This is a genomic window from Oryzisolibacter sp. LB2S (genome assembly GCF_040732315.1).
Lineage (GTDB): Bacteria > Pseudomonadota > Gammaproteobacteria > Burkholderiales > Burkholderiaceae_C > Alicycliphilus > Alicycliphilus soli.
In genome coordinates this window covers 2,868,214-2,890,392 of record NZ_CP160388.1, presented here as the reverse complement: position 1 = coordinate 2,890,392, position 22,179 = coordinate 2,868,214, and the positions used below count along the sequence as shown (strand labels likewise).

The window sequence follows — 22,179 nt, the reverse complement described above, 5'->3', positions numbered from 1 at the left end:
GGTTTTGCTGTCGTGGCGTGGTCATGCGGGTTCTCCGGCCTGGCATGGCGTGGGTGCCAACCTCCAGGACATCAAGCCATGGCGGCTGCCATGGGCGCAGCAGTCCCTTGGCGGCTCCTCGGGTGCAGCGGCGTCACAGCACTCTGCCGAACCACCACACCGACAAGCCCCCCGCCAGCAACAGCAGCATGGCCCCGGCCAGGGCCAGCAGTGCCGACACCTCGGTCTCCTTGGTTTCCACCGCGATGCGCGAGCTCAGCGTCTCGTAGACCTTGCGCAGGTCCTGCGCCGTGGCGGCGTGGAAATACTCGGCGTTGGTGCGCAGGGCCACGGCCTTGAGCGTGTCCTCGTCCAGGCGCACGCGCATGGACCAGCCCTCGAAGCCGATGATCTCGCCCTCGACCGTGCCCACGCCCACGGTGTAGACACGCACGCCGCGGTCGGCGGCCCATTGGGCGGCCTCCATCGGGTCCACGCCCGTGGTGCGCTGGCCGTCGGTGAGCATGATGATGGCGGCCGACCGGTAGGAGCCCGGGGCCACGGGCGTGAAGGCGGGCTTGTCGGGCTCGGGGCGGGCGATCTCGTCGATGGGGCGCACGCGCATGGCCTCGCGTCCGCCCAGGGCCGCGATGTCTATGCCCGCATCGGGGAACAGCGCCGCCAGCGCCACCATGAGCCCGTTGCCCGTGGCCGTGCCGCGCTGCAGCTGAAAGCTGTCAATCGCCTTGATCAGGTCCTCGTGGCTTTGCGTGGGCAGTTGCGCAAGCTGGGCCGTGCCGGCGAAGGCGACCACGCCTACGCGGACATGGCGCGGCAAGTCCTTGATGAAGGCCTTGGCGGCGTTCTGCGCGGCCGTCAGGCGGTCGGGCTCCACGTCGGTGGCGCGCATGCTGCCCGACACGTCCATGGCCAGGATGATGGTCTGGTGCTGCGACGGCAGCTGGAGCACCGCCAGAGGCCGCGCCGCCGCGAGCAGCAGCGCGGTGAGGCCGAGCAGGAACAGCAGCGGCGGCAGATGGCGGCGCCAGCCCTGGCCCCGGCCCATGGCCTGGCGCACCAGGGCCAGGCCGGGGTAGGGCAGGGCCTGGGCCTTGCGCCGGTGGAGCAACCACAGGTAGAGCAGCACCAGGAGCGGCACGATGGCCAGCAGCCACAGCAGGTCGGGCCAGAGAAACACCATGGTCGCCTCCTTTGCGGGTCGCTGGCCGTCAGCCGTGGTGGGCCGCGAGCGCGGGCCGGGCGGTGGCGGCGCGCGGGCGGTGTCCGCGCAGCTCCATGAAGCGCAGCAGCGCGGCCAGCAGGTCGTCGTCGGTGGACAGCTCCAGCGTGTCCACGCCGGCGCGGGTGAGGGCCGAGCGCAGCTCGGCCTCGCGCTGCGCGGCCAGGCGCGCGAAGCGGTGGCGAAAGCCGCGCTCGTGGGTGTCGACCTGCAGCTGCTCGCCGGTCTCGGGGTCGCGCAGCAGCAGCAGGCCCATGTCGGGCAGGGTCAGCTCCAATGGGTCGAGCAGGCGCACGGCCACCACGTCGTGGCGCTGCGCCAGGCGCGCCAGCGGCCTGTCCCAGCCCGGGGTGCTCAGAAAGTCCGACAGCACGAACAGCGCAGAGCGCCGGCGCAGCAGGGCCTGGGCGCGGTCGAGCAGGCGCCGCAGGTCGGTGACGCCGGGCGGCGCGGCGAAGCTGGGCAGCGGCGCGTGGCTGGTGATGGCGTGCAGCAGGCGCAGCACCTGGGCGCGCCCGCCGCGCGCGCTCAGCACCGGGCCCAGGGTGGCGCTGCCGTCATGCAGCATGGCGCCCACGCGGTTGCCCTGACGCTGCAGCAGGCGCGCGAGCACGCCGACGAAGCCGGTGGCCAGGTCGCGCTTGGCCTGGCCCGGCGCGCCAAAGTCCACCGAGGGGCTCAGGTCCAGCAGAAACCAGGCCGTCATGTCCCGGTCCTCGGTGTAGACGCGCACATGGGGCGTGGCCAGGCGTGCCGTGACGTTCCAGTCGATATGGCGCACATCGTCGTGCGGCTGGTATTCGCGCAGGTCGGCCAGGTCGATGCCGGCTCCGCGCAGCAGCGTGCGCGCACCGCCCTGCAGCAGGCCATCGAGGCGGCGGATCACCGTCCATTCCAGGCGCTCGAGCAGGCGCTCGGCGGCGCCCGGTGCCGTCCGCGCCGGGAGCGGGGCCGTCTCAGGCACGGCGGGCCTCCGCGGCGGCGGCCTGCTCGGCCCAATGGTGCAGCGGGCGCGCGGGCGGCGGCAGCTCGGCCATGATGCGCTGGATCAGCGTGTCCGCGTCCACACCCTCGGCCAGCGCCTCGTAGCTCAGGGCGATGCGGTGGCGCAGCACGTCGTGCGCGAGCTCCAGCAGGTCCTCGGGCAGCGCGTAGCCGCGCCCGCGCAGCAGGGCCAGGGCCTGGGCGCCCTCGGCCAGGGCGATGGTGGCGCGCGGGCTGGCGCCGCAGGCGATATGGCCGGCCAGCTCGCGCAGGCCATGCTGCGCCGGCGCGCGCGTGGCCGCCACGAGGCGCACGCCGTACTGGATGAGCGAGGGATCCACATAGACCTTGCGGCAGTCCCGCTGCAGCTGCGCGAGCTGCTCCGTCGTGGCCACGGGCGCCACCTCCACGGGCGGGGCCAGCGCGCGCTGGGCGATCACGTATTCCTCCTCCTCGCTCGGGTAGGCTATCAGCACCTTCATCATGAAGCGGTCCACCTGGGCCTCGGGCAGCTGGTAGGTGCCCTCGGTCTCTATGGGGTTTTGCGTGGCCATGACCACGAAGGGCTCGGGCACCGGGTGGCTGTGGCCGGCAATGGTCACCTGGCGCTCCTGCATGACCTCGAGCAGCGCGCTCTGCACCTTGGCCGGCGCACGGTTGATCTCGTCGGCCAGCAGCAGATGGGCGAACACCGGGCCCAGCGTGGTGCTGAACTCGCCCGTGCGCTGGTTGTACATGCGCGTGCCCGTGAGGTCGGCGGGCACCAGGTCGGGCGTGAACTGTATGCGCTTGAACTGGCCCTGGATGCAGGCCGCCAGCGTCTTCACGGTGAGCGTCTTGGCCAGGCCCGGCACGCCCTCGACGAGCAGGTGGCCCTGGGCCAGCATGGCGACCATCACGCGCTCGAGAAAGCGGTCCTGGCCGACGACGACGCGCTTGACCTCGTAGAGGATCTGCTCCATGAGCGTGGCGCTGGCGGGGGGGACGTTGTGCATGGTGCTCTCCTCGCGTGAACGGTCAGAACGGCGACATGCCGGCGGCGCGCGCCGCGTTCTCTATGGGTACGGCAAAGCCTATGCCGAGGAAGGTGCGCGCGGGCGTGGGGTTGAGGATGGCGGTGACTATGCCCACGACCTCGCCGTCGAACGTGATCAGCGGTCCGCCCGAATTGCCCGGGTTGGCCGCGGCGTCGAACTGGATCAGGTCGGAGAGCTCCTGCCCCCCTTCGGGCGACTCGAAGGTGCGCCCCAGGCCCGAGACCACGCCCGCCGATGCCGACGGCCCGATGCCGAACGGAAAGCCGATGACGACCACGCCATCGCCCGCGCGCAGGTTCTGCGTGGAGCGCAGCGGCGCGGCCTGCAGATCGTCGGGCACCTCATGCGCCTGCAGCACGGCCAGGTCGTTCTCGGGCTGGGTGCCGCTGATGCTGGCGTTGGTTTCGGTGCCATCGGTGAAGGTGACGCTGATGCGGTCGGCGTCGCGCACCACATGCAGGTTGGTCAGGATCACGCCCCTGTCGACGATGACCACGCCCGTGCCCACGCTGCGCTCGACCTCCTCGCCCTTGCGGGTGCGCCCAAGGCCTATGACGCGCACCACCGAGGGCACCACGGCCTCGGCCGCGCGTGCGGCGGCCGACGGCAGGGTGCGCGTCTGCAGCGTGTGCAGCACGGCCGCGTCGATGGCCTTTTGCGTGATGGTGGGCGCCGCGGGCGGCTGGCGCCACCACAGGCCCATGACCAGCAGCAGGGCCAGCAGCGCCAGGGCCGCCCCTTGCAGCTGCAGCGCCGTGGGGCGGCGCCGGCGTCGTGGCGGGCCGTCCTGGTCCGTGGGGGGGATTGGAGTGTCGGGCGCGTTGGGCGCGTCGGGCGTGGCCGGCGCCGCGGGCAGGCGCGCGCGGGCGCTGCGGGAAGGGCTGTAGCGGGCGGGCCGGGGCATGCAGGCACCTCCATGACGCAAGGGGTGGCAGGGCGTTCACGGTAGCACGGAAAGCGCTTGCGCGCATCGCCCCCCCGCATGGGCGCGGAGCGGTGCGGGCCGGTGCAGGCGCCCGGGCCAGGGGCGCAGGCAGCGGGCTCAGGTGCCGGCGGGCGCTTGTTCGGGGGCCGCCTGATCGAACGCGGCCACGGCGTTGGCCGCATACATCAGCGCGGGGCCGCCGCCCATGTAGACGGCGATGGCCAGGGTCTCGTGCACCTCGGCGCGCGTGGCGCCCAGGCGCGCCAGGGCCTGGGTGTGAAAGCCTATGCAGCCGTCGCAGCGCGCGGCCACGCCAATGCCCAGGGCGATCAGCTCCTTGGTCTTGGCGTCGATGGCGCCCGCGGTGAGTGCGGCCTTGCCCATGGCGTTGAAGCCCTGCATCACCTCGGGCTGGCTGGTGCGCAACTGGCTCACGTTGCCGGAGATTTCGCGTGTGAGGGTCTTGTAGTCGGTGCTGGAGGACATGGTGGGTTCCTTGGGTTGAGAAAGAAACGCGCCGGCTTGACGCATGTATTAGTATCGTCTAAATTAGAAAGGTATAAATTTGCGCCTTTGCAAAAAGGAGCATTTCAGTGAGCACGGCCATCGATCAGGAATTCATGCAGCAAGGCGCGGCCCGCGCCGCGGCACTGCTGCGGACGGTGGGCAATGAGCAGAGGTTGCTGGTGCTGTGCCTGCTCATAGAGCAGGGCGAGGCCTCGGTGGGGACGCTGCTCGAGCAGGTGCAGCTGAGCCAGTCCGCGCTGTCGCAGCATCTGGCGCGCATGCGCGAGGAGGGTCTTGTGGCCTACCGGCGCGACGCGCAGACCCTGTACTACCGCATTGCCGACCCCGCGGTGAAGAAGCTGATCGCGACGCTCAAGGACATCTACTGCGCCTGAGCGCCGTGCAGCCAGGTTTTGTTGTCAATCAGGAGAGAAATCATGAAAAACGTTGGAGGTCTCGATCGTGGCCTGCGCATCGTCGTCGGGCTGGTGCTCATCGCCCTGGCCGCCACGGGCACCGTGGGCTGGTGGGGCTGGATAGGCGTGGTGCCGCTGCTCACGGGCCTCGTCGGCGGCTGCCCGGCCTATTCGCTGCTGGGCATCAACACCTGCGCCGTGCGCAAGAACGACGGCGCCTGACCGGGGTGGCATGATCCGGCGCATGCAGCGCTGGATAGACACCCATTGCCACCTCGACGAATTCGTGGCCCATGGCGGCCAGGCCTGGGCCGATGCCGAGCGCGCCCGGGCGGCCGCGGCCGGCGTGGCGCATTGCGTGCTGCCGGCCGTGGAGCTGGCCAATCTGGAGGCCGTGCGCGACATGGCGCGGCGCCACGGCGACAGCTATGCGCTCGGCATACACCCGCTCTACACCCCGCGGGCCGGTGAGGGTGATCTCGACGTCCTGGCCGATGCCCTTGCGCAATACCGCGACGACCCGCGGCTCGTGGCCGTGGGCGAGATCGGGCTGGACTACTTCGTGCCCGGCCTGGATCCCGCGCGCCAGGAGCATTTCTACCGCGCCCAGCTGCAGCTGGCCCGGCGCCATGACCTGCCGGTGATCCTGCATGTGCGCCGCTCGGCCGACCGGCTGCTCAAGGGCCTGCGCGAGCTGCCCGTGCGTGGCGGCATCGCCCATGCCTTCAATGGCAGCCTGCAGCAGGCCCATGCCTTCATCGCCATGGGCTTCAAGCTCGGCTTTGGCGGCGCCGTGACCTATGAGCGCGCGCTGCAGCTGCGCCGCCTGGCGGCCGAGCTGCCGCCAGACGCCCTGGTGCTCGAGACCGACGCGCCCGACATCCCGCCGTACTGGCTCTACGTCACGGCCGCCGAGCGCGCCGCGGGTCGCGCCCCCGCGCGCAACAGCCCGGCAGAGCTGCCGCGCATCGCCGCCGTGGTGGCCGGCCTGCGCGGCATGACCAGTGCGGAGCTGTCCCAGGCCACGCACGCCAACGCCTGCGCGGCCCTGCCGCGGCTCGCTGGGCTTGTGGGATGATTTTGGGTGTTTTCGGCCTCTGGCGCTTGTGGGACAAGCGCGAGCAGCTATGCTATTGATAGTTTCTCCAGACCCTCATGCAGCCTTTGCACCCACCCCTGTCCTCCGCTCCCCGGCTTGCCGGCCTGCCGCCCGTCGTGGGGCCTGGCACGCGCGTGCTGGTGCTGGGCAGCTTTCCGGGGCGGGCGTCGCTGGTCGCGCAGCAGTACTACGGCCATCCGCAGAACCATTTCTGGCCCATCCTCGCGGCGCTGTGGCCGCAGCATCCGCTGCCTGGGCGCGAGGACTACCCCGCGCGCTGCCGCTGGCTGCTGGCGCGGGGCCTGGGGCTGTGGGACGTGTATGCCGCCTGCGAGCGTGAGGGCAGTCTGGACGCCAGCATCCGCAATGCGCAGATCAACGACTTCGCCGGCCTGCTGATCGGGCTGCCGGGCCTGGCCGCCATCGCCCACAATGGCGGGGAGAGTTTTCGCCACGCCAGGGCCGTGCGCAGCGGCCTGGGGCCCGATGGCCAGGCGCGCATCGCCAGCCTGCGCCTGCCGTCGACCAGCCCGGCGAACGCGTCGTGGAGTTTCGAGAAAAAACTGAACGCCTGGGCCGAGGCCCTGGCAACTTTTGGATTGGTATAGCAACTTGGCACGCAAGAAAACCACCGCCGCCGAACTGCCCGAGGTCAGCGTCTCCGACGATGGCGAGGTGCGCCACCTGCACCTGGGCACGCCCTGGATACAGGGCTCCATGCGCATAGACGCGCCGTTTGACCTGGAGCTCGAATATGTGCAGCGCATGATGGCCTGGCTGCTCTTCGTGCCCGCGCCCAGCGTGGCCCGGCGCCACGCCATGCAGCTGGGCCTGGGCGCGGGCGCCATCACCAAGTTCTGCCGCAAGAAGCTGCGCATGTGCTGCACCGCCATCGAGCTCAACCCGCGCGTGGAGGCCGTCTGCCGCGCCTGGTTCAAGCTGCCGCCCGACGGCCCCATGCAGCGCGTGGTGCTGGCCGACGCGGCCCAGGAGATCAAGAAGCCCGAATGGCGCGCCACCGTGGACGCGCTGGCCGTGGACCTGTATGACCACGACGCGGCCGCGCCCGTGCTCGACAGCGCCGAGTTCTACGCCGACTGCCGCGCGCTGCTGACCGAGGACGGCTGCCTCACGGTGAACCTCTTTGGCCGCTCGTCGAGCTACGAGCGCAGCGTGGCGCAGCTGGCCGAGGCCTTTGGCGCGGATGCCCTGTGGGCCTTCAAGCCCACGCGCGAGGGCAACACCGTGGTGCTGGCCCAGCGCACGCCCACGCCCACGCGCCCGAAACGCGCCGAGCTGCTCGAGCGCGCCGAGGTCGTGCAGGAGCGCTGGGGCCTGCCGGCGCCGAAGTGGCTGCGCGTCTTCAAGCCCGTGGCCTGATTCACTGAACACACCATGACACTTGCCGCACATCACGCCAGCCCCCCCGCAGCTGCAGACCACCGGGGCCCGCTGCACTGGCGTCAGATCGTGGACTGGCTGCGCGCCGATGGCGTGATCGACGCCGAGCAGGCAGAGCGCACCGTGGCGCGCTGCGCCCAGGCCGAGAGCAGCCAACACCCGCTGGTGCGCCTGGGCCACCTGAGCATGCAGCGCGCGGCCGACGGCAAGCCGCTGGACGTGGACATGCTCACCGAATACGTGGCCCGGCGCGCGGGCCTGGCGTTTCTGCGCATAGACCCGCTCAAGGTGGACGTGGGCCGCGTCGCCGACGCCATGAGCGCGAGCTACGCCGAGCGCCACCGCGTGCTGCCCGTGCAGGTCACGGCGCACGAGGTGGTCGTGGTCACGGCCGAGCCCTTCATCGACGACTGGGTGGCCGAGGTCGAGCGCCAGGCCAGGCGCAGCGTGCGCCGCGTCATGGCCAGCCCGCAGGACATACAGCGCTTCACGGCGGAGTTCTACGCGCTCGCCAAGTCCGTGCGCGAGGCGCAGAAGAGCGGCGGCGGCGCGGGCGGCAGCAGCTTCGAGCAGCTCGTGGAGCTGGGCAAGACCAACAAGCAGCTCGACGCCAACGATCAGGGCGTGATCCGCGTCGTGGACTGGCTCTGGCAATACGCCTTTGATCAGCGCGCCAGCGACATACACCTGGAGCCGCGGCGCGAGCAGGGCGTGATCCGCTTTCGCATCGACGGCGTGCTGCACGCCGTCTACCAGATGCCCATGGGCGTGCTCAACGCCATGGTGGCGCGCGTCAAGCTGCTCGGGCGCATGGACGTGGTGGAGAAGCGCCGCCCGCAGGACGGCCGCATCAAGACGCGCAACCCGCGCGGCGACGAGGTCGAGATGCGCCTGTCGACCCTGCCCACGGCCTTCGGCGAGAAGATGGTGATGCGCATCTTCGACCCCGACAACGCCGTCAAGGACCTGGATGCGCTGGGCTTCACCACGCATGACGCCGAGCGCTGGGAGGCCTTGGTCAAGCGCCCGCACGGCATCATCCTCGTCACCGGCCCCACGGGCTCGGGCAAGACCACGACGCTGTACTCCACACTGAAGCGCGTGGCCACGGAGGAGGTCAACGTGAGCACGGTGGAGGACCCGATCGAGATGATCGAGCCCAGCTTCAACCAGACCCAGGTGCAGCCCCAGCTCGACTTCACCTTCGCCGAGGGCCTGCGTGCGCTGATGCGCCAGGACCCGGACGTGATCATGGTCGGCGAGATCCGCGACCTGCAGACGGCCGACATGGCGGTGCAGGCCGCGCTCACGGGCCACCTGGTGTTCAGCACCCTGCACACCAACGACGCGCCCAGCGCCGTCACGCGCCTCATGGAGCTGGGCGTGCCGCCCTACCTCATCAACGCCACGCTGCTGGGCGTGCTGGCCCAGCGCCTGGTGCGCACGCTGTGCAGAAAGTGCCGCGAGATCGACGCCGCCGCCGACCCCGAGGTGCTGGCCGACATGATCCGGCCCTGGAAGATCAGCGGCGGCTACCGCGCCTACAAACCGGTGGGCTGCGTGGACTGCCGCATGACGGGCTTTCGCGGCCGCATGGGGCTGTACGAGCTGCTCACCGTGAGCGAGGCGCTCAAGAGCCAGATCCACCAGTCGCCCTCCATCGACGCGCTGCGCCGCCAGGCCGTGCAGGACGGCATGCGCCCGCTGCGCCTGGCCGGTGCGCTGCGTGCGGCCGAGGGGCTGACGACCCTGGAAGAGGTGATCGCAGCCACGCCGCCGCTGGAGTAGCTCGGCTGGCCTGGCCCGCCGGTGTGCAAGGGGCGCTCCGGGCTTGGAGGGTCTTGCAGGTTGCTCTTGTTTTGGGAGCTTGAGAGGCTCTTGAATACTGCGCTAGGGGCGAAATTGGCCGCGCATGCACGTGCATGTGGCGCGGAGCAATGGATGGCGATGTGCAACAGATTTCCGATCATGCTCGCGCCCCTCAAGCACACGCTGCTGCCCGGCCGTGCGGGCCGCGCGCACATCGGACTGGGGCTAGGGAAAACCTGTAGGTAACGGTAGGTGGAACCCACATGAAGGAGGGCGACCCTGGGTCTCACAATCGCCCCTCGTATTCCAATCGGGAGACTTTTGTGAGAATCAAGAGCCAACAGGATTTCTTTTCCGGCTTGATGTTTCTGGTTGTCGGTGTCGCCTTTGCCTGGGGCGCGACTACTTACAACGTGGGAACGGGCGCCCGCATGGGGCCAGGCTACTTTCCTCTGCTGCTGGGCATTTTGCTGGCCGTCATCGGCGTCGGCATCATGCTCAAGGCCGTCATCGTCGAGACCGTGGACGGCGAGAAGATCGGCAAATGGGCATGGAAGCAGATCTTCTTCATCATCGCCGCCAACCTGCTGTTTGGCGTGCTGCTCGCCGGCCTGCCCAGCATTGGCATTCCGGCCATGGGCCTGATCATCGCGATCTACGGGCTGACCTTCGTGGCCAGCCTGGCCGGGCATGAGTTCCACTTCAAGGAGGTGTTCATCCTGGCCACCATTCTTGCGGCCGGCAGCTACGCGGCCTTCATCTGGGGACTGAAGCTGCAGTTCCCGGTCTGGCCCAGCTTCATCGTGGGTTGACAGGGAGACTGGACCATGGAATTGTTTGAGCATCTCTCGACGGGTTTTGGCGTTGCGTTCACGTTCCAGAACCTGATTTACTGCTTCATCGGCTGCCTGCTGGGCACCCTGATCGGCGTGCTGCCGGGCGTCGGCCCCGTGGCCACCATCGCCATGCTGCTGCCGGCCACCTACGCGCTGCCCCCGGTGGCCGCGCTCATCATGCTGGCCGGCATCTACTACGGCGCGCAGTACGGCGGCTCGACCACCGCCATTTTGGTGAACCTGCCGGGCGAATCGTCCTCGGTCGTCACCGTGATCGACGGCTACCAGATGGCGCGCAACGGCCGCGCGGGGCCGGCGCTGGCGGCGGCCGGCATAGGCTCGTTCTTCGCGGGCTGCGTGGGCACGCTTATCCTCGCGGCCTTTGCGCCGCCGCTGACCGAGGTGGCCTTCAAGTTCGGCCCGGCCGAGTATTTCTCGCTCATGGTGCTGGGCCTGATCGGCGCCGTGGTGCTGGCCTCGGGCTCGCTGCTCAAGGCCGTGGGCATGATCGTGCTGGGCCTGCTGCTGGGCCTGGTGGGCACGGACGTGAACTCGGGCGTCGCGCGCTACAGCTTCGACATTCCCGAGCTGACCGACGGCATCAGCTTCACCGTGATCGCCATGGGTGTGTTCGGCTACGGCGAAATCATCGCCAACCTGTCCAAGCCCGCCCATGAGCGCGAGGTGTTCACCGGCAAGGTGCAGGGCCTGTTCCCCACCGCGCAGGACTTCAGGCGCATGTTCCCCGCGATGCTGCGCGGCACGGCCCTGGGTTCGTCCCTGGGCATCCTGCCCGGCGGCGGCGCGCTGCTGTCGGCCTTTGCTGCCTATACGATCGAGAAGAAGACCAAGCTCAAGCCCGGTGAAGTGCCGTTCGGCAAGGGCAACATCCGCGGCGTGACGGCGCCCGAGTCGGCCAACAACGCCGGTTCGCAGACCTCCTTCATCCCGCTGCTCACGCTGGGCATTCCGCCCAACGCCGTGATGGCGCTGATGGTGGGCGCCATGACCATCCACAACATCCAGCCCGGCCCGCAGGTCATGACCAGCAACCCCGAGCTGTTCTGGGGTCTGATCGCCTCCATGTGGATCGGTAACGCCATGCTGATTGTCCTGAACCTGCCGCTCATCGGCATGTGGATCAAGCTGCTCACCGTGCCCTACCGCTGGCTGTTCCCCTCCATCGTGCTGTTCTGCGCGATCGGGGTGTACTCCACCAACAACAACACCTTCGACGTGTGGATGGTGGGCATCTTCGGCATCGTCGGCTATCTGTTCTACAAGCTCGGCGTGGAACCCGCGCCGCTGCTGCTCGGCTTCATCCTGGGGCCGATGATGGAAGAGAACCTGCGCCGTGCGCTGCTGCTCTCGCGCGGCGAGTGGAGCGTGCTGGTTACGCGCCCGCTCTCCGCTGGCCTGCTGGCCGCGGCGGCCCTGCTGCTCATCATCGTGCTGCTGCCCGCGGTGAGCAAACGGCGTGAGGAGGCCTTCGTCGAAGAGGACTGATCGCTGCCTCCTTGACGCATCACGCACGCACGGCACCTTCGGGTGCCGTGCTGCTTTGCGCCGACAATACCGCTCCATGCCCCAGGACATCGCCCTCGCACAGCACCCGCAGCGCGCGCAGCTGCACAACGAAATCCATGCCCGCCCGCCCGAGGCCCTGGGCACGGCGGTGGCGATCACCCATGTGGTGATGTGGGCCGACGCGGCGCAGCGCGAGGCCAGCCGCGCGCACCTGGAGCGGTTGTTGCGCGACCAGCACCAGGCCCTGCCCGACGCGCACGGCACCCATCTGCGCGCCGACCTGGGGGCGTTTCGCCTGCGCTGGGAGCTGCACACCGAATTCGTCACCTGGACCTTCAGCGTGCCGCTGACGGGCGATGCCGGCAAGCAGGGCATGCCCGCGTCCGCGTCGGCGGCCGTGCCGCATGACTGGCTCGCCCAGCTGCCGGGCCAATGCCTGTGCCAGCTGCAGCTCTGGGTGTTGCCCACGCGCGAGTTTGACGAGCCGCCGCAGCTCTCCGCGCTGCTGCGCGAGGACTCGCTCGTGGCCTCGAGCGTGGCCCATGGCCATGGCGAGGTGTTCACCGATTTCTGCATCCATGCCGACGGCAGCTCGCGCATGCTGCTCTTGGCGGGCAGCATGGCGCCGCGGCGCCTGGGGCGGCTGGTGCAGCGTCTGCTCGAGATCGAGACCTACCGCATGGCCGGCCTGCTCGGTCTGCCCGTGGCGCGCGAGGCCGCGGCCGTGCTGGCGCGGGCCGAACGCGAGCTCGCGGCCCTGGCCGACGCCATACGCTCGGCCGATCGCGATACCGAGCCCGAGCTGCTCGACCGCCTGACGCGCCTGGCGGGGCAGGTCGAGAGCCAGTACGCCGCCACGCATGCGCGCTTTTCCGCGAGCAGCGCCTACTTCGAGCTCGTGGACCGGCGCATACGCGACATTGCCGAGTCGCGCCTGGGCGGCATGCAGACCATTGGCGAATTCATGGACCGGCGCCTGAGCCCCGCGCGCAGCACCTGCGAATGGGTGGCGCGCCGGCAGGACGCGCTGAGCCAGCGCGTCTCGCGCATCAGCAACCTGCTGCGCACGCGCGTGGAGATCGAGCAGCAGCAGAGCAGCCAGGCCCTGCTGGCCGCCATGAACCAGCGCCAGGACCTGCAGCTCAAGCTGCAGTCGACGGTGGAGGGCCTGTCGGTGGCCGCCATCACCTACTACATCGTCGGCCTCGTGAGCTACCTGGCCAAGGGCGCCAAGGCACTGGGCTGGCCCTGGTCGCCCGAGACCACGGCCGCCGTCGCCATACCGCTGGTGGCGGGCAGCGTCTGGTGGTCGCTGCGCAGCCTGCACCGGCGCATGTTCAAGCACTGAAGGAGTGGATATGGACCTGGGAATCGCGGGCAAATGGGCCCTGGTATGCGGCGCGAGCAAGGGCCTGGGCCTGGGCTGCGCAGAGGCGCTGGCGCGCGAGGGCGTGAACCTCGTGATCGTCGCGCGCACGCCCGATGCGCTTCAGGCTGCTGCTTCACAATTGATAGCTATTGGCACTGATGGGGCAAGCGCTGGAGGCCAAAAACATGCCAAGCCCCAGGTGCTGGCCGTGGCTGCGGACATCACCACCCCCGAGGGTCGCGCGGCGGCCTTCGGCGTGGCAGGCGGGCCGGGTCGGGACTTCGACATCCTCGTCACCAACGCCGGCGGTCCGCCGACCGGGGACTTTCGCGACTGGGAGCGCGACGCCTGGATCCGTGCCGTGGATGCCAACATGCTCACGCCCATAGAGCTCATCCGCGCCACGGTGGACGGCATGGCCGCGCGCGGCTTTGGCCGCATCGTGAACATCACGTCGAGTGCCGTGAAGGCGCCCATCGACATCCTGGGTCTGTCCAACGGCGCGCGCAGCGGCCTCACGGGATTCGTGGCGGGACTTGCGCGCGGCAGCATTGCGGCGCGCGGCGTCACGGTCAACAACCTGCTGCCGGGCAAGTTCGACACCGACCGGCTCGCCGCCACTCACCAGGGCGCGGCCGCGAAGACGGGCAAGAGCGTGCAGGAGGCGCGCCTGGCACAGCAGGCCGCTATTCCCGCGCGGCGCTTCGGTACGCCCCAGGAGTTTGGCGCCATCTGCGCCTTCCTGTGCAGCCAGCAGGCGGGCTACATCACGGGCCAGAACATCCTGGCCGATGGCGGCGCCTATCCGGGCACGTTCTGACTGCGCCTATCGGCGTGAGGACACCACGATGCCCGCGACGATGAGCGCGAACGCCGCCGCGTGGTACAGGTGCGGCGCCTCGCCCAGAAACGCCGCCGACAGCACGGCCGCGAACAGCGGCGTGAGGTTGATGAAGAAACTGCCGATCACCGGCCCCGCGCGCTGCACGCCCACGCCCCAGAAGCGGTAGGCCAGGATGGCCGGGCCGATGGCGATGAAGGCCAGGCCCGCCGCGAGCGGCCAGCCCCAGTGGATTTGCGTGTGGCCCAGCGACCATTCCACGCCCGCAAACGCGCCCGACCAGCCCACGCCGAAGACGAGCTGTGCCATCAGAAATGCGGCCCAGTCGCCGCGCACGTCCTGCGGCTCGCTGGTGCGCACCAGCAGCCAGCTGTAGAAGGCCCAGGAGATCGTGGCCAGCACCATGTACAGATCGCCCGGCACCAGGCGCAGCGCCAGCAGTTCCTGCCAGCTGCCGCGGCTCAGCACCAGCAGCACGCCGGCCACCGACAGCAGCGCGCCGACCACCTGCCGGCGCGTGGCCGGCACGCCAAAGCACAGCGTGCCCACGATGAGCATCCACACCGGCATGCCCGAGCCCACCAGCGTCACATTGAGCGGCGTCGAGGTCTGCAGCGCCAGGTACTGCAGCGCGTTGTAGCTGCCGATGCCGAACAGGCCCAGGGCCGCGTAGCGGCGCCAGTGCGGCCACAGGCCGCTTGCGGGGCGCAGTACCTGCCAGGCCAGCGGCAGCATCAGCACGAAGGCCAGCAGCCAGCGGACAAAGTTCAGCGTGATGGGCGGGATCAGCGTGTGCAGCGCGCGCCCCACCACGGCGTTGCCGGCCCACATCAGGGGCGCGGCGGCAAGCATGGCGGCGGTGGCGGGGGAGAGTCGTTGGGTCATAGGGCCTGCGACTGTAAGCGAGGAATGCCGCCCCGCGCCGCACATGGGTTGGCAAAACATGGCACGATCGCCGCGACTTTCCTGGAGACGCTAACCCATGACCCTCGCCGTACAGATCAGCCAGCATGGCGGCCCCGAAGCATTGCAAGTCGTCGACGTGCAGGTGGGCGACCCCGGCCCGGGCCAGGTGCGCATACGCCACCGGGCCGTGGGCCTGAACTTCATCGACGTCTATCACCGCACGGGGCTGTACCCGCTCACCATGCCCGCGGGCATAGGCATGGAGGGGGCCGGTGTGATCGAGGCCGTGGGCGAGGGCGTCACGCACCTGAAGGTGGGCGACCGCGCGGCCTATGCCAGCAACCCGCCGGGCAGCTATGCCGAGGCGCGCGTCATGCCCGCGATGTGCGTCTGCCGGCTGCCCGATGCCATAGCTTTCGAAACCGGCGCGGCCATGATGCTCAAGGGCCTCACGGCGCAATACCTGCTGAAAAAGGCGCGCCCCGTCGAGGGCCTGGAGCCGGGCGACTTCGTGCTGTTTCACGCGGCCGCGGGCGGCGTGGGGCTGATCGCCTGCCAATGGGCGCGCGCGCTCGGCCTGCGCCTCATTGCCACCGCGGGCAGCGACGCCAAATGCCAGCTGGCGCTGGCCAATGGTGCGGCCCATGCCATCAACTATCGCAACGAGGACTTTGCCGCGCGCGTCAAGGACATCACGGGCGGCCAGGGCGTGAAGGTGGTCTACGACTCGGTGGGCAAGGACACCTGGGACGGCTCGCTCGACTGCCTGCGCCCCTTTGGCCTGATGGTGAGCTTTGGCAACGCCTCGGGCCCGGTGCCGCCGTTTGCGCCCGCGGCGCTGGGCGCCAAGGGCTCGCTCTACGTCACGCGCCAGACGCTGTTCACGCATATCCGCACGCGCGAGGCCACGCAGGCCATGGCCGACGAGCTGTTTGCCGTGGTGGCCAGCGGCCAGGTCAAGATCCACATCGCGCAGCGCTATGCGCTCACCGATGTGCAGCAGGCGCATCGCGACCTGGAGGCGCGCAAGACCACGGGCTCCACCATCCTCACGCTGCCATGACCGCCGCCGCCCCGGCCTGGGTGGCGGCCGCGCGTGACGCAGCCCGGCGCGCGCCGGCCGCGCCGCGCGTGCCGCTGCTGCTCGGCGGCGAGCGCGTGGGTTCAGTCGATGCGCAGGTTTTTGATGATATTGGCCTGCAGCGCTTGCTGGACAAGCGCTGGCAGCTATTGAAAACAGAGTACCAGGGCGCGCCCGCCTGGGCGCTTGCGGGCGACGACCCCACGGCCGCGCTCAACGCCCTGGCCGTAGCGCTGCGCGCGGCCGGCCGCTGCGGTCCCTGGCGCGACGAGCAGCTCGCCGTCTGCGCCGCCGATGGCCGGCGCCTGGCTACGGTGGAGCGCGGGGCGGTGCGTGTGCTGGGGATCGCCACACGCGCCGTGCACCTGGTCGGCTGCACGCCGGATGGCAGCATGTGGGTGCAGCAGCGCGCCCAGACCAAGGCCAACAACCCCGGCATGTGGGACACGCTCATGGGCGGCATGGTCTCGGCCGCTGACGACCTGGACCAGGCCCTCGCGCGCGAGACCTGGGAGGAGGCGGGCCTGCGCCTAGCCGAGCTCGAGGGCCTGGCCCATGGCGGGCAGGTGGATTTCGCGCTGCCCAGCGACGAGGGCGGCGGCTGCGGCTACATGCGCGAGCGCATAGCCTGGTTTCGCGCCACGCTGCCCGCGGGGCTGCGGCCGGTCAACCAGGACGGCGAGGTGGCGCGCTTTGAGCTTCTGCACCATGCCCGCGTGCAGGCCCGCCTGGCCGAGGGCGCCTTCACGCCCGAGGCGGCGCTGGTGCTGGCCGCGTTCTACGGCTGGTAGCCGCGCCTGGGCCACAATCGGGCGCCCGCCGCCTCCATATCCATCCCGCCCCCACATTCCCCCTCATGGCCCGTTCACGCCTGCTTCCCGACAACTTCACCCTGGCCCTGGTGGCCGTCGTCATTCTGGCCAGCCTGCTGCCGGCATCGGGCGTCGTGGGCGCGTTCTTCGAGAAGGCCACCGTGGCCGTGGTGGCGCTGTTGTTCTTCATGCATGGTGCCAAGCTCTCGCGCGAGGCCGTGCTCGCGGGCCTTGCTCACTGGCGCCTGCACCTGCTGGTGGTGGCCTGCACCTTTGCGCTGTTCCCGGTGCTGGGTCTGGTGCTGCGGCCGCTGCTCGAGCCGCTGGTCACGCCCGAGCTGTACCTGGGCGTGCTGTTTCTGTGCGTGCTGCCGGCCACGGTGCAGTCGGCCATTGCCTTCACGGCCGTGGCGCGCGGCAACATGGCGGCGGCCATCTGCAGCGCATCGGCCTCCACGCTGCTGGGCATCTTCATCACACCGCTGCTGGTGCCGCTGGTGCTGCCCGTGGCGGGCGCGGCCCAGCAGGACATGCTGGGCAGCATAGGCCGCATCATGCTGCAGCTCATGCTGCCCTTCATCGCGGGCCATCTGCTGCGCCCGGTGATCGGCGGCTTCATCGCGCGCCATGCGGCGGGGCTCAAGTTCGTGGACCAGGGCTCGGTGCTGCTGGTGGTCTACACCGCCTTCAGCGCGGCCGTGGTGGCGGGGCTCTGGCGCCAGCTGCCGCTGCCGGCGCTCGCGGGCCTGTTGGTGGTGTGCGCGGTGATTCTGGGCGCGGCGCTCACGGCCACCACCTGGCTCGCGCGGCGCCTGGGGTTCTCGAAGGAGGACGAGATCACCATCGTCTTCTGCGGCTCCAAGAAGAGCCTGGTGAGTGGCGTGCCCATGGCCAAGGTGTTGTTCGCCTCGCAGGCGGCCGGCGCCATCGTGCTGCCGCTGATGGTGTTCCACCAGATGCAGCTCATGGTCTGCGCGGTGCTGGCCCAGCGCTACGCGCGCCGGCGCTGACCCGGCGCGGCCGTCACTGCCGCTCGCCCTGGGGCGCGGCGGTCTCGTCGTTGTGCGACTGCAGCGGGCGGATGGCGCTGTTGGCCTCGAGCACCGGGTAGGCGACCGAGCACAGCAGCGAGTTGATGCGCTTGAGGTCGCTGATGATGTCGATGTGCAGCGAGCTCGTCTCAATGCTCTGAATGGTGTTGTCGGCCAGGCGATTGAGGTGGGTGGCGGCGTAGGCCAGCTCCAGCTCGCGAAAGCGCGTCTTTTCCTGCAGCAGCTTTTGCGCGTCGCGCACATTGCCGGTCAGGAACACGCTCATGGCCAGGCGCAGATTGGCCACCAGGTGGTCGTGCATCTCGTTGATCTCCTGCAGGCCGGCGTGCGAGAACTGGCGCCCCTTCTTGATCTTCTTGTCCTCCACGTCCTGCAGCACGCGCTCGACCAGGTCGCCCACCTGCTCCATGTTGATGGTGAAGCCTATGATTTCCGTCCAGCGCCGGCCCTCGGCCTCGTCGAGCTCGGAGCGCGAGAGCTTGGTCATGTAGTACTTGATGGACGAATACAGGCTGTCCACCTGGTCGTCCAGCGCGCGCAGCTCGGCCCCGAGCTTCTGGTCATCGGTCTGCCACACGGTCTTGAGGCCGTTGAGCATGGTCTCGACGAGGTCGGCCAGGTGCAGGGCCTCGCGCGCGGCGCAGGAGATGGCCAGCGACGGCGTGGACAGGGCCGAGGCGTCGAGGTGGTGCGGGCGCGACAGCGCGGCCGATACCTCCTCCTTGGGCGTGATGTTCTCCACAACCTTGGCAATCAGGCCGGTCAGGGGCAGGCACAGCAGCGTGACCATGGCGTTGAAGGCCAGGTGGAACAGCACCACCTGGCTCACCTTGTCGGGCACCAGGGTCTGGATATGGTGGTGCCACAGGCCGATGACCGGAATCATGACCAACGCGCCCACCATCTTGAACAGCAGATTGCCCAGCGGCACCTGGCGCGTCTGCACGCTGGCGCGCAGCGTGGTGAGCACGGCCAGCAGGCCGCTGCCCAGGTTGGCGCCCACGACCAGCCCCAGGGCCACCTCGGTCGGAATGCCGCCCGAGCCCGCGAGCGTGGCCACCAGCAGCACCGTGGCCAGGCTGGAGTAGGACACCACGGCGAGGATGGCGCCGACCAGCACCTCCAGCGTGATGTCGCTGGTCAGCGTCATGAGCAGGGCGCGCACGACCTCGGACTGGGTCAGCACCAGCGTGGACTCGGTGATCAGGCGCAGGGCCAGCAGCATCAGGCCCAGTCCGATGAACACGCGCCCCACGCGGCCGGCCTTGGCGTCCTGGCGCGCAACGAACAGCACCACGCCGACGAAGATGCACAGCGGCGAGAGCCAGGACAGGTCCAGCGAGAACACCACCGCCATGAGGGCCGAGCCTACGTCGGCGCCCAGCATCACGGTCAGCGCCGCCATCAGCGAGATCATGCCCTGGCCCACAAAGGCCGAGACGATGAGCGCCGTGGCCGTGCTCGACTGCACCACCGCCGTCACCCCAATGCCCGAAAACACCGCCAGCAGCTGCGTGCGCACGCCGCGCGCGATGAGCTGGCGCAGATTGGCGCCAAACACGCGCAGGATGCCGGTGCGCACCATCTGTATGCCCCAGACGAGCAGGGCGATGGCGGCGAGCAGATTGAGCAGATGCTTCATGAGGGACGGTCGTGGAATGCTATCAGTCTATGAGCATGCCATTCTCGTGGAAAGGATAGGGGCCTTCAAAGATTCCCGAGGCCGCGAGGTGAGAAACCAGGCGCTCGCCATCCCAGGCATGGATGCGAAAGGCCGGCGGCTCCAGCATCCAGGCCGAGGCCGCCGCGGGCTGCAGGTCCAGCGCCACCTGGTGCGCCGGCGACGGGCAGGTGCTGGCGATGGTGCCGCCAAAGCGCACGTCGATGGCGCGGTGCAGGTGGCCGCAGATGATGCGTTCCACGTTCGGGTGGCGCGCGACGATGGCCTCGAGCTCCTGCGCGCCCGCGAGCAGCCCGATCTTGTCCATGTGGCCGATGAGCGTGCGAAACGGCGGGTGGTGCATGGCGATCACGACCGGCTCGCCCTGGCAGGTGGTCAGCTCCCGCTCCAGCCAGGCCAGGCGCGCCTCGCACAGCGCGCCATGGCTCTGGCCCGGCACCACGGTATCGAGCGCAATCAGGCGCAGCGGGCCTACGCGCACGCTGTACTGCACGAACTCGCCGTCGCCCTGCAGGTAGACATGGTGGGCAAAGCTTTTGCGCAGCTGCACGCGCTCGTCGTGGTTGCCGGGCAGCAGGTAGACGGGCAGGTCGGCGAGTGGCGCCAGCAGTTCGGCCAGATGCGCGTATTCGGCCTCGCGGCCGAAGTCGCACAGGTCGCCGGTGAGCACGAGCGCGTCGGGCCGCTGGGGCAGGGCCAGCAGGCTGTCGATGGCGCGCCTGAGATAGGGCGTGGTGTCGATGCGCCCATAGGCCAGGCGGCCGGGCTCGCGGATATGCGGGTCCGTGATCTGGGCGAGAAAGGTGTACGGTGCGGTGCTCATGGGGTGACCTCTGCGGTGCTCATCAGGCGTTGCGGATCGATGTGGATGCCCACCTCGTCGCCATCGCGGTAGGGCGCGTCGCGCGCCACATCGGCCAGCAGCGTGCCGGGCACGCCGTCGGCCTGCAGGCGCAGCTGCACGCGGTCGCCCAGGAAGCAGCGCTGGGTGACCCGGGCCACGCCCCAGCCGTCCTGGCGCGGGCCAATCTGTATGTCCTCGGGGCGCACCAGCAGCGCGCCCTGGTTCAGCGCGGGCGGGCAGGCGAGGGTGGCGCCGCCTATCGTGAGCACGCCGCGCGCGAGCGACTCGGGCGAGCGCTCTATGCGGTTGACCCGGCCGAGGAACTCGGCCACGAAGGGGTGGGTGGGCGCGCGGTACAGGTCCTCGCCGCGGCCCACCTGCACGATGCGCCCGGCGCGCATCACGGCCAGCCGGTCGGCGATCGCCATGGCCTCCTGCTGGTCGTGCGTGACGTGGATGGCGGTGATGTGCAGGCGGCGCAGCAGCTCGGCCAGTTCCTCGCGCAGCGACTCCTTGAGTTTGGCGTCCAGGGCCGCGAGCGGCTCGTCGAGCAGCAGCACGCGCGGGCGCACGGCCACGGCGCGCGCCAGGGCCACGCGCTGGCGCTGGCCGCCCGAGAGCTCGCCCGGGCGCCTGGATTCCAGACCTGTCAGGCGCGTGAGCTCCACGAGCTCGCCCACGGCGCGGCGCTCCTCGGCGGCCGAGACGCCGCGTATGCGCAGGCCGTAGCCGATGTTGGCGGCCACGCTCATCTGCGGGAACAGCGCGTAGCTCTGGAACACCATGCCCACGCCGCGCTGCTCCACCGGGCGGTGGGTCACGTCCTGGTCGCCGAACAGGATGCGCCCGCCCGCGTCCAGCGTCTCGAGCCCGGCGATCAGGCGCAGCAGCGTGGTCTTGCCGCAGCCCGAGGGGCCGAGCAGCGCCAGCACCTCGCCGGGCTCGACATGCAGGCTCGTGGGTTGCAGTCCGCGCGTGCCGTCGGCGTAGGTTTTGGAGCAGTGGTCGATCTCGACCGGTATGCGTTCAAGTTCCATAGCGTTTCTGCATGAGCTGGGCCAGGGCCTGCAGGGCCCACAGCACCGGGAGGATGACGATGAAGAACACCAGCGTGTAGGCCGATCCGACCTCTATGCGCATGGACGCATAGCTGTCGGCCAGGCCCACGGGCAGGGTGCGCGTGAGCGGCGTGTGCAGCATCCAGGTCAGGTTGAACTCGCCCACCGAGAGCGTGAACACCATCAGGCCGCCGGCCACGATGGCCGGGAACACGGCCGGCACGAGCACGCCGAGAAAGCGCTGGGGAAAGCTCGCGCCCAGCGTGCGCGCGGCTTCCTCGAGCGCGATCAGGTCGTTGCGCTGGAAGGCCGAGGCCACGGTGCGCACCATGAAGGGCAGGGTGAACACGATGTGGCCGACGAGGATGAAGGCGAAGCTCTGGCGGAAGGCCGCCATCTGTCCATAGACCAGGATCAGCGCCAGCGCCGTCGCCAGGCCCGGCACGGCCACGGGCAGGGTCAGCAGCTCCTCGAAGGCGCGCGCCAGGCGCGAACGGCTGCGTGCGAGCGCGTAGGCGCAGGGCACGCCGAGCAATGCCGTCGCCACGACGCACAGCGCGGCGATCACGAGCGACGCGCCCACGGTGCTGCCATAGACCTCCCAGACTTCCCGGAGCCAGCGCAGCGTAAGGCCGCTTCGGATTCCGGTGCTGTAGTTGTTCACGAGGCCCGCGAGCACCGACAGCAGCATGGGAGCGACCATGAACACGGTGGTGAGCGCCGTCACGGCGAACAGGAACGGAGCCGGTTTCTGGGCATGGGTTCGCATGGGCGG

The 22,179-nt window shown here is 69.8% G+C and carries 23 protein-coding genes; 13 read left to right on the top strand and 10 right to left on the bottom strand.

Annotated features, from left to right (window positions below):
- Positions 1-133: 133 nt before the first annotated feature.
- The 5 genes from ABUE11_RS13675 to ABUE11_RS13655 form a co-directional block, all read right to left on the bottom strand.
- Positions 134-1,180, bottom strand: coding sequence for a VWA domain-containing protein (locus ABUE11_RS13675; RefSeq protein WP_367065820.1), 1,047 nt, complete (start codon positions 1,178-1,180; stop codon positions 134-136).
- A 28-nt stretch (positions 1,181-1,208) separates the two neighbouring features.
- Positions 1,209-2,183, bottom strand: a complete 975-nt coding sequence (locus tag ABUE11_RS13670) for a DUF58 domain-containing protein (protein ID WP_367065819.1) — start codon at positions 2,181-2,183, stop codon at positions 1,209-1,211.
- Positions 2,176-3,198: a MoxR family ATPase gene (locus ABUE11_RS13665; protein WP_367065818.1), complete on the bottom strand. Its 1,023-nt coding sequence runs from the start codon at positions 3,196-3,198 to the stop codon at positions 2,176-2,178. Before ABUE11_RS13665 ends, ABUE11_RS13670 begins: the two co-directional genes overlap by 8 nt.
- A gap of 22 nt (positions 3,199-3,220) precedes the next feature.
- Entirely contained in the window at positions 3,221-4,144 is a 924-nt protein-coding gene (locus tag ABUE11_RS13660) for a trypsin-like peptidase domain-containing protein (RefSeq protein ID WP_367065817.1), read from the bottom strand.
- A 138-nt stretch (positions 4,145-4,282) separates the two neighbouring features.
- Positions 4,283-4,651: a carboxymuconolactone decarboxylase family protein gene (locus ABUE11_RS13655; RefSeq protein ID WP_367065816.1), complete on the bottom strand. Its 369-nt coding sequence runs from the start codon at positions 4,649-4,651 to the stop codon at positions 4,283-4,285.
- Positions 4,652-4,785: 134 nt separating this feature from the next.
- On the opposite strand from ABUE11_RS13655, the gene ABUE11_RS13650 reads away from it, so the two are divergent.
- From ABUE11_RS13650 to ABUE11_RS13605, 10 genes are all read left to right on the top strand, one after another.
- Positions 4,786-5,067 carry a metalloregulator ArsR/SmtB family transcription factor gene (locus tag ABUE11_RS13650; protein WP_367068820.1) on the top strand — a complete coding sequence of 94 codons (282 nt, stop codon included), beginning with the start codon at positions 4,786-4,788 and terminating at the stop codon, positions 5,065-5,067.
- Positions 5,068-5,106: 39 nt separating this feature from the next.
- Positions 5,107-5,310, top strand: a complete 204-nt coding sequence (locus ABUE11_RS13645) for a DUF2892 domain-containing protein (protein ID WP_367068819.1) — start codon at positions 5,107-5,109, stop codon at positions 5,308-5,310.
- 22 nt (positions 5,311-5,332) lie between these two features.
- Positions 5,333-6,166: a TatD family hydrolase gene (locus tag ABUE11_RS13640; RefSeq protein ID WP_367065815.1), complete on the top strand. Its 834-nt coding sequence runs from the start codon at positions 5,333-5,335 to the stop codon at positions 6,164-6,166.
- 77 nt (positions 6,167-6,243) lie between these two features.
- Complete coding sequence (locus ABUE11_RS13635; RefSeq protein WP_367065814.1) at positions 6,244-6,795, top strand: DNA-deoxyinosine glycosylase; 552 nt, start codon at positions 6,244-6,246, stop codon at positions 6,793-6,795.
- Positions 6,796-6,799: 4 nt separating this feature from the next.
- Positions 6,800-7,567 (top strand): spermidine synthase, encoded by a 768-nt coding sequence (locus ABUE11_RS13630; RefSeq protein ID WP_367065813.1) that lies wholly within the window; start codon positions 6,800-6,802, stop codon positions 7,565-7,567.
- A 15-nt stretch (positions 7,568-7,582) separates the two neighbouring features.
- Positions 7,583-9,376: an ATPase, T2SS/T4P/T4SS family gene (locus ABUE11_RS13625; RefSeq protein WP_367065812.1), complete on the top strand. Its 1,794-nt coding sequence runs from the start codon at positions 7,583-7,585 to the stop codon at positions 9,374-9,376.
- Positions 9,377-9,720: 344 nt separating this feature from the next.
- Positions 9,721-10,209, top strand: a complete 489-nt coding sequence (locus ABUE11_RS13620; RefSeq protein WP_367065811.1) for a tripartite tricarboxylate transporter TctB family protein — start codon at positions 9,721-9,723, stop codon at positions 10,207-10,209.
- A gap of 15 nt (positions 10,210-10,224) precedes the next feature.
- Positions 10,225-11,739 carry a tripartite tricarboxylate transporter permease gene (locus tag ABUE11_RS13615; protein WP_367065810.1) on the top strand — a complete coding sequence of 505 codons (1,515 nt, stop codon included), beginning with the start codon at positions 10,225-10,227 and terminating at the stop codon, positions 11,737-11,739.
- 76 nt (positions 11,740-11,815) lie between these two features.
- Positions 11,816-13,108: a DUF3422 domain-containing protein gene (locus tag ABUE11_RS13610; protein ID WP_367065809.1), complete on the top strand. Its 1,293-nt coding sequence runs from the start codon at positions 11,816-11,818 to the stop codon at positions 13,106-13,108.
- Positions 13,109-13,118: 10 nt separating this feature from the next.
- Positions 13,119-13,949 carry an SDR family oxidoreductase gene (locus ABUE11_RS13605; protein WP_367065808.1) on the top strand — a complete coding sequence of 277 codons (831 nt, stop codon included), beginning with the start codon at positions 13,119-13,121 and terminating at the stop codon, positions 13,947-13,949.
- Positions 13,950-13,955: 6 nt separating this feature from the next.
- Here the strand turns inward: ABUE11_RS13605 and ABUE11_RS13600 are convergent, their stop codons facing one another.
- Positions 13,956-14,855 carry a DMT family transporter gene (locus ABUE11_RS13600; protein WP_367065807.1) on the bottom strand — a complete coding sequence of 300 codons (900 nt, stop codon included), beginning with the start codon at positions 14,853-14,855 and terminating at the stop codon, positions 13,956-13,958.
- A gap of 97 nt (positions 14,856-14,952) precedes the next feature.
- On the opposite strand from ABUE11_RS13600, the gene ABUE11_RS13595 reads away from it, so the two are divergent.
- The 3 genes from ABUE11_RS13595 to ABUE11_RS13585 all read left to right on the top strand — a co-directional run bounded on the left by ABUE11_RS13595 (position 14,953) and on the right by ABUE11_RS13585 (position 17,779).
- Complete coding sequence (locus ABUE11_RS13595; RefSeq protein WP_367065806.1) at positions 14,953-15,939, top strand: quinone oxidoreductase; 987 nt, start codon at positions 14,953-14,955, stop codon at positions 15,937-15,939.
- The gene (locus ABUE11_RS13590) at positions 15,936-16,748 is read left to right on the top strand and encodes an NUDIX domain-containing protein (protein ID WP_367065805.1); all 813 of its coding nucleotides are present in this window, start codon (positions 15,936-15,938) and stop codon (positions 16,746-16,748) included. Before ABUE11_RS13595 ends, ABUE11_RS13590 begins: the two co-directional genes overlap by 4 nt.
- Positions 16,749-16,813: 65 nt before the next feature.
- On the top strand, positions 16,814-17,779 hold the full coding sequence (locus ABUE11_RS13585) for a bile acid:sodium symporter family protein (protein ID WP_367065804.1): 966 nt from the start codon (positions 16,814-16,816) through the stop codon (positions 17,777-17,779).
- Between the two features lie 13 nt (positions 17,780-17,792).
- Here the strand turns inward: ABUE11_RS13585 and ABUE11_RS13580 are convergent, their stop codons facing one another.
- The 4 genes from ABUE11_RS13580 to ABUE11_RS13565 are packed head-to-tail and all read right to left on the bottom strand — an operon-like array spanning position 17,793 to position 22,173.
- The gene (locus ABUE11_RS13580; RefSeq protein WP_367065803.1) at positions 17,793-19,463 is read right to left on the bottom strand and encodes a Na/Pi cotransporter family protein; all 1,671 of its coding nucleotides are present in this window, start codon (positions 19,461-19,463) and stop codon (positions 17,793-17,795) included.
- Between the two features lie 22 nt (positions 19,464-19,485).
- On the bottom strand, positions 19,486-20,325 hold the full coding sequence (locus ABUE11_RS13575; protein WP_367065802.1) for a phosphodiesterase: 840 nt from the start codon (positions 20,323-20,325) through the stop codon (positions 19,486-19,488).
- Complete coding sequence (locus tag ABUE11_RS13570; RefSeq protein WP_367065801.1) at positions 20,322-21,383, bottom strand: ABC transporter ATP-binding protein; 1,062 nt, start codon at positions 21,381-21,383, stop codon at positions 20,322-20,324. Before ABUE11_RS13570 ends, ABUE11_RS13575 begins: the two co-directional genes overlap by 4 nt.
- Positions 21,373-22,173 (bottom strand): ABC transporter permease subunit, encoded by an 801-nt coding sequence (locus tag ABUE11_RS13565; protein WP_367065800.1) that lies wholly within the window; start codon positions 22,171-22,173, stop codon positions 21,373-21,375. Before ABUE11_RS13565 ends, ABUE11_RS13570 begins: the two co-directional genes overlap by 11 nt.
- Positions 22,174-22,179 lie beyond the last annotated feature (6 nt).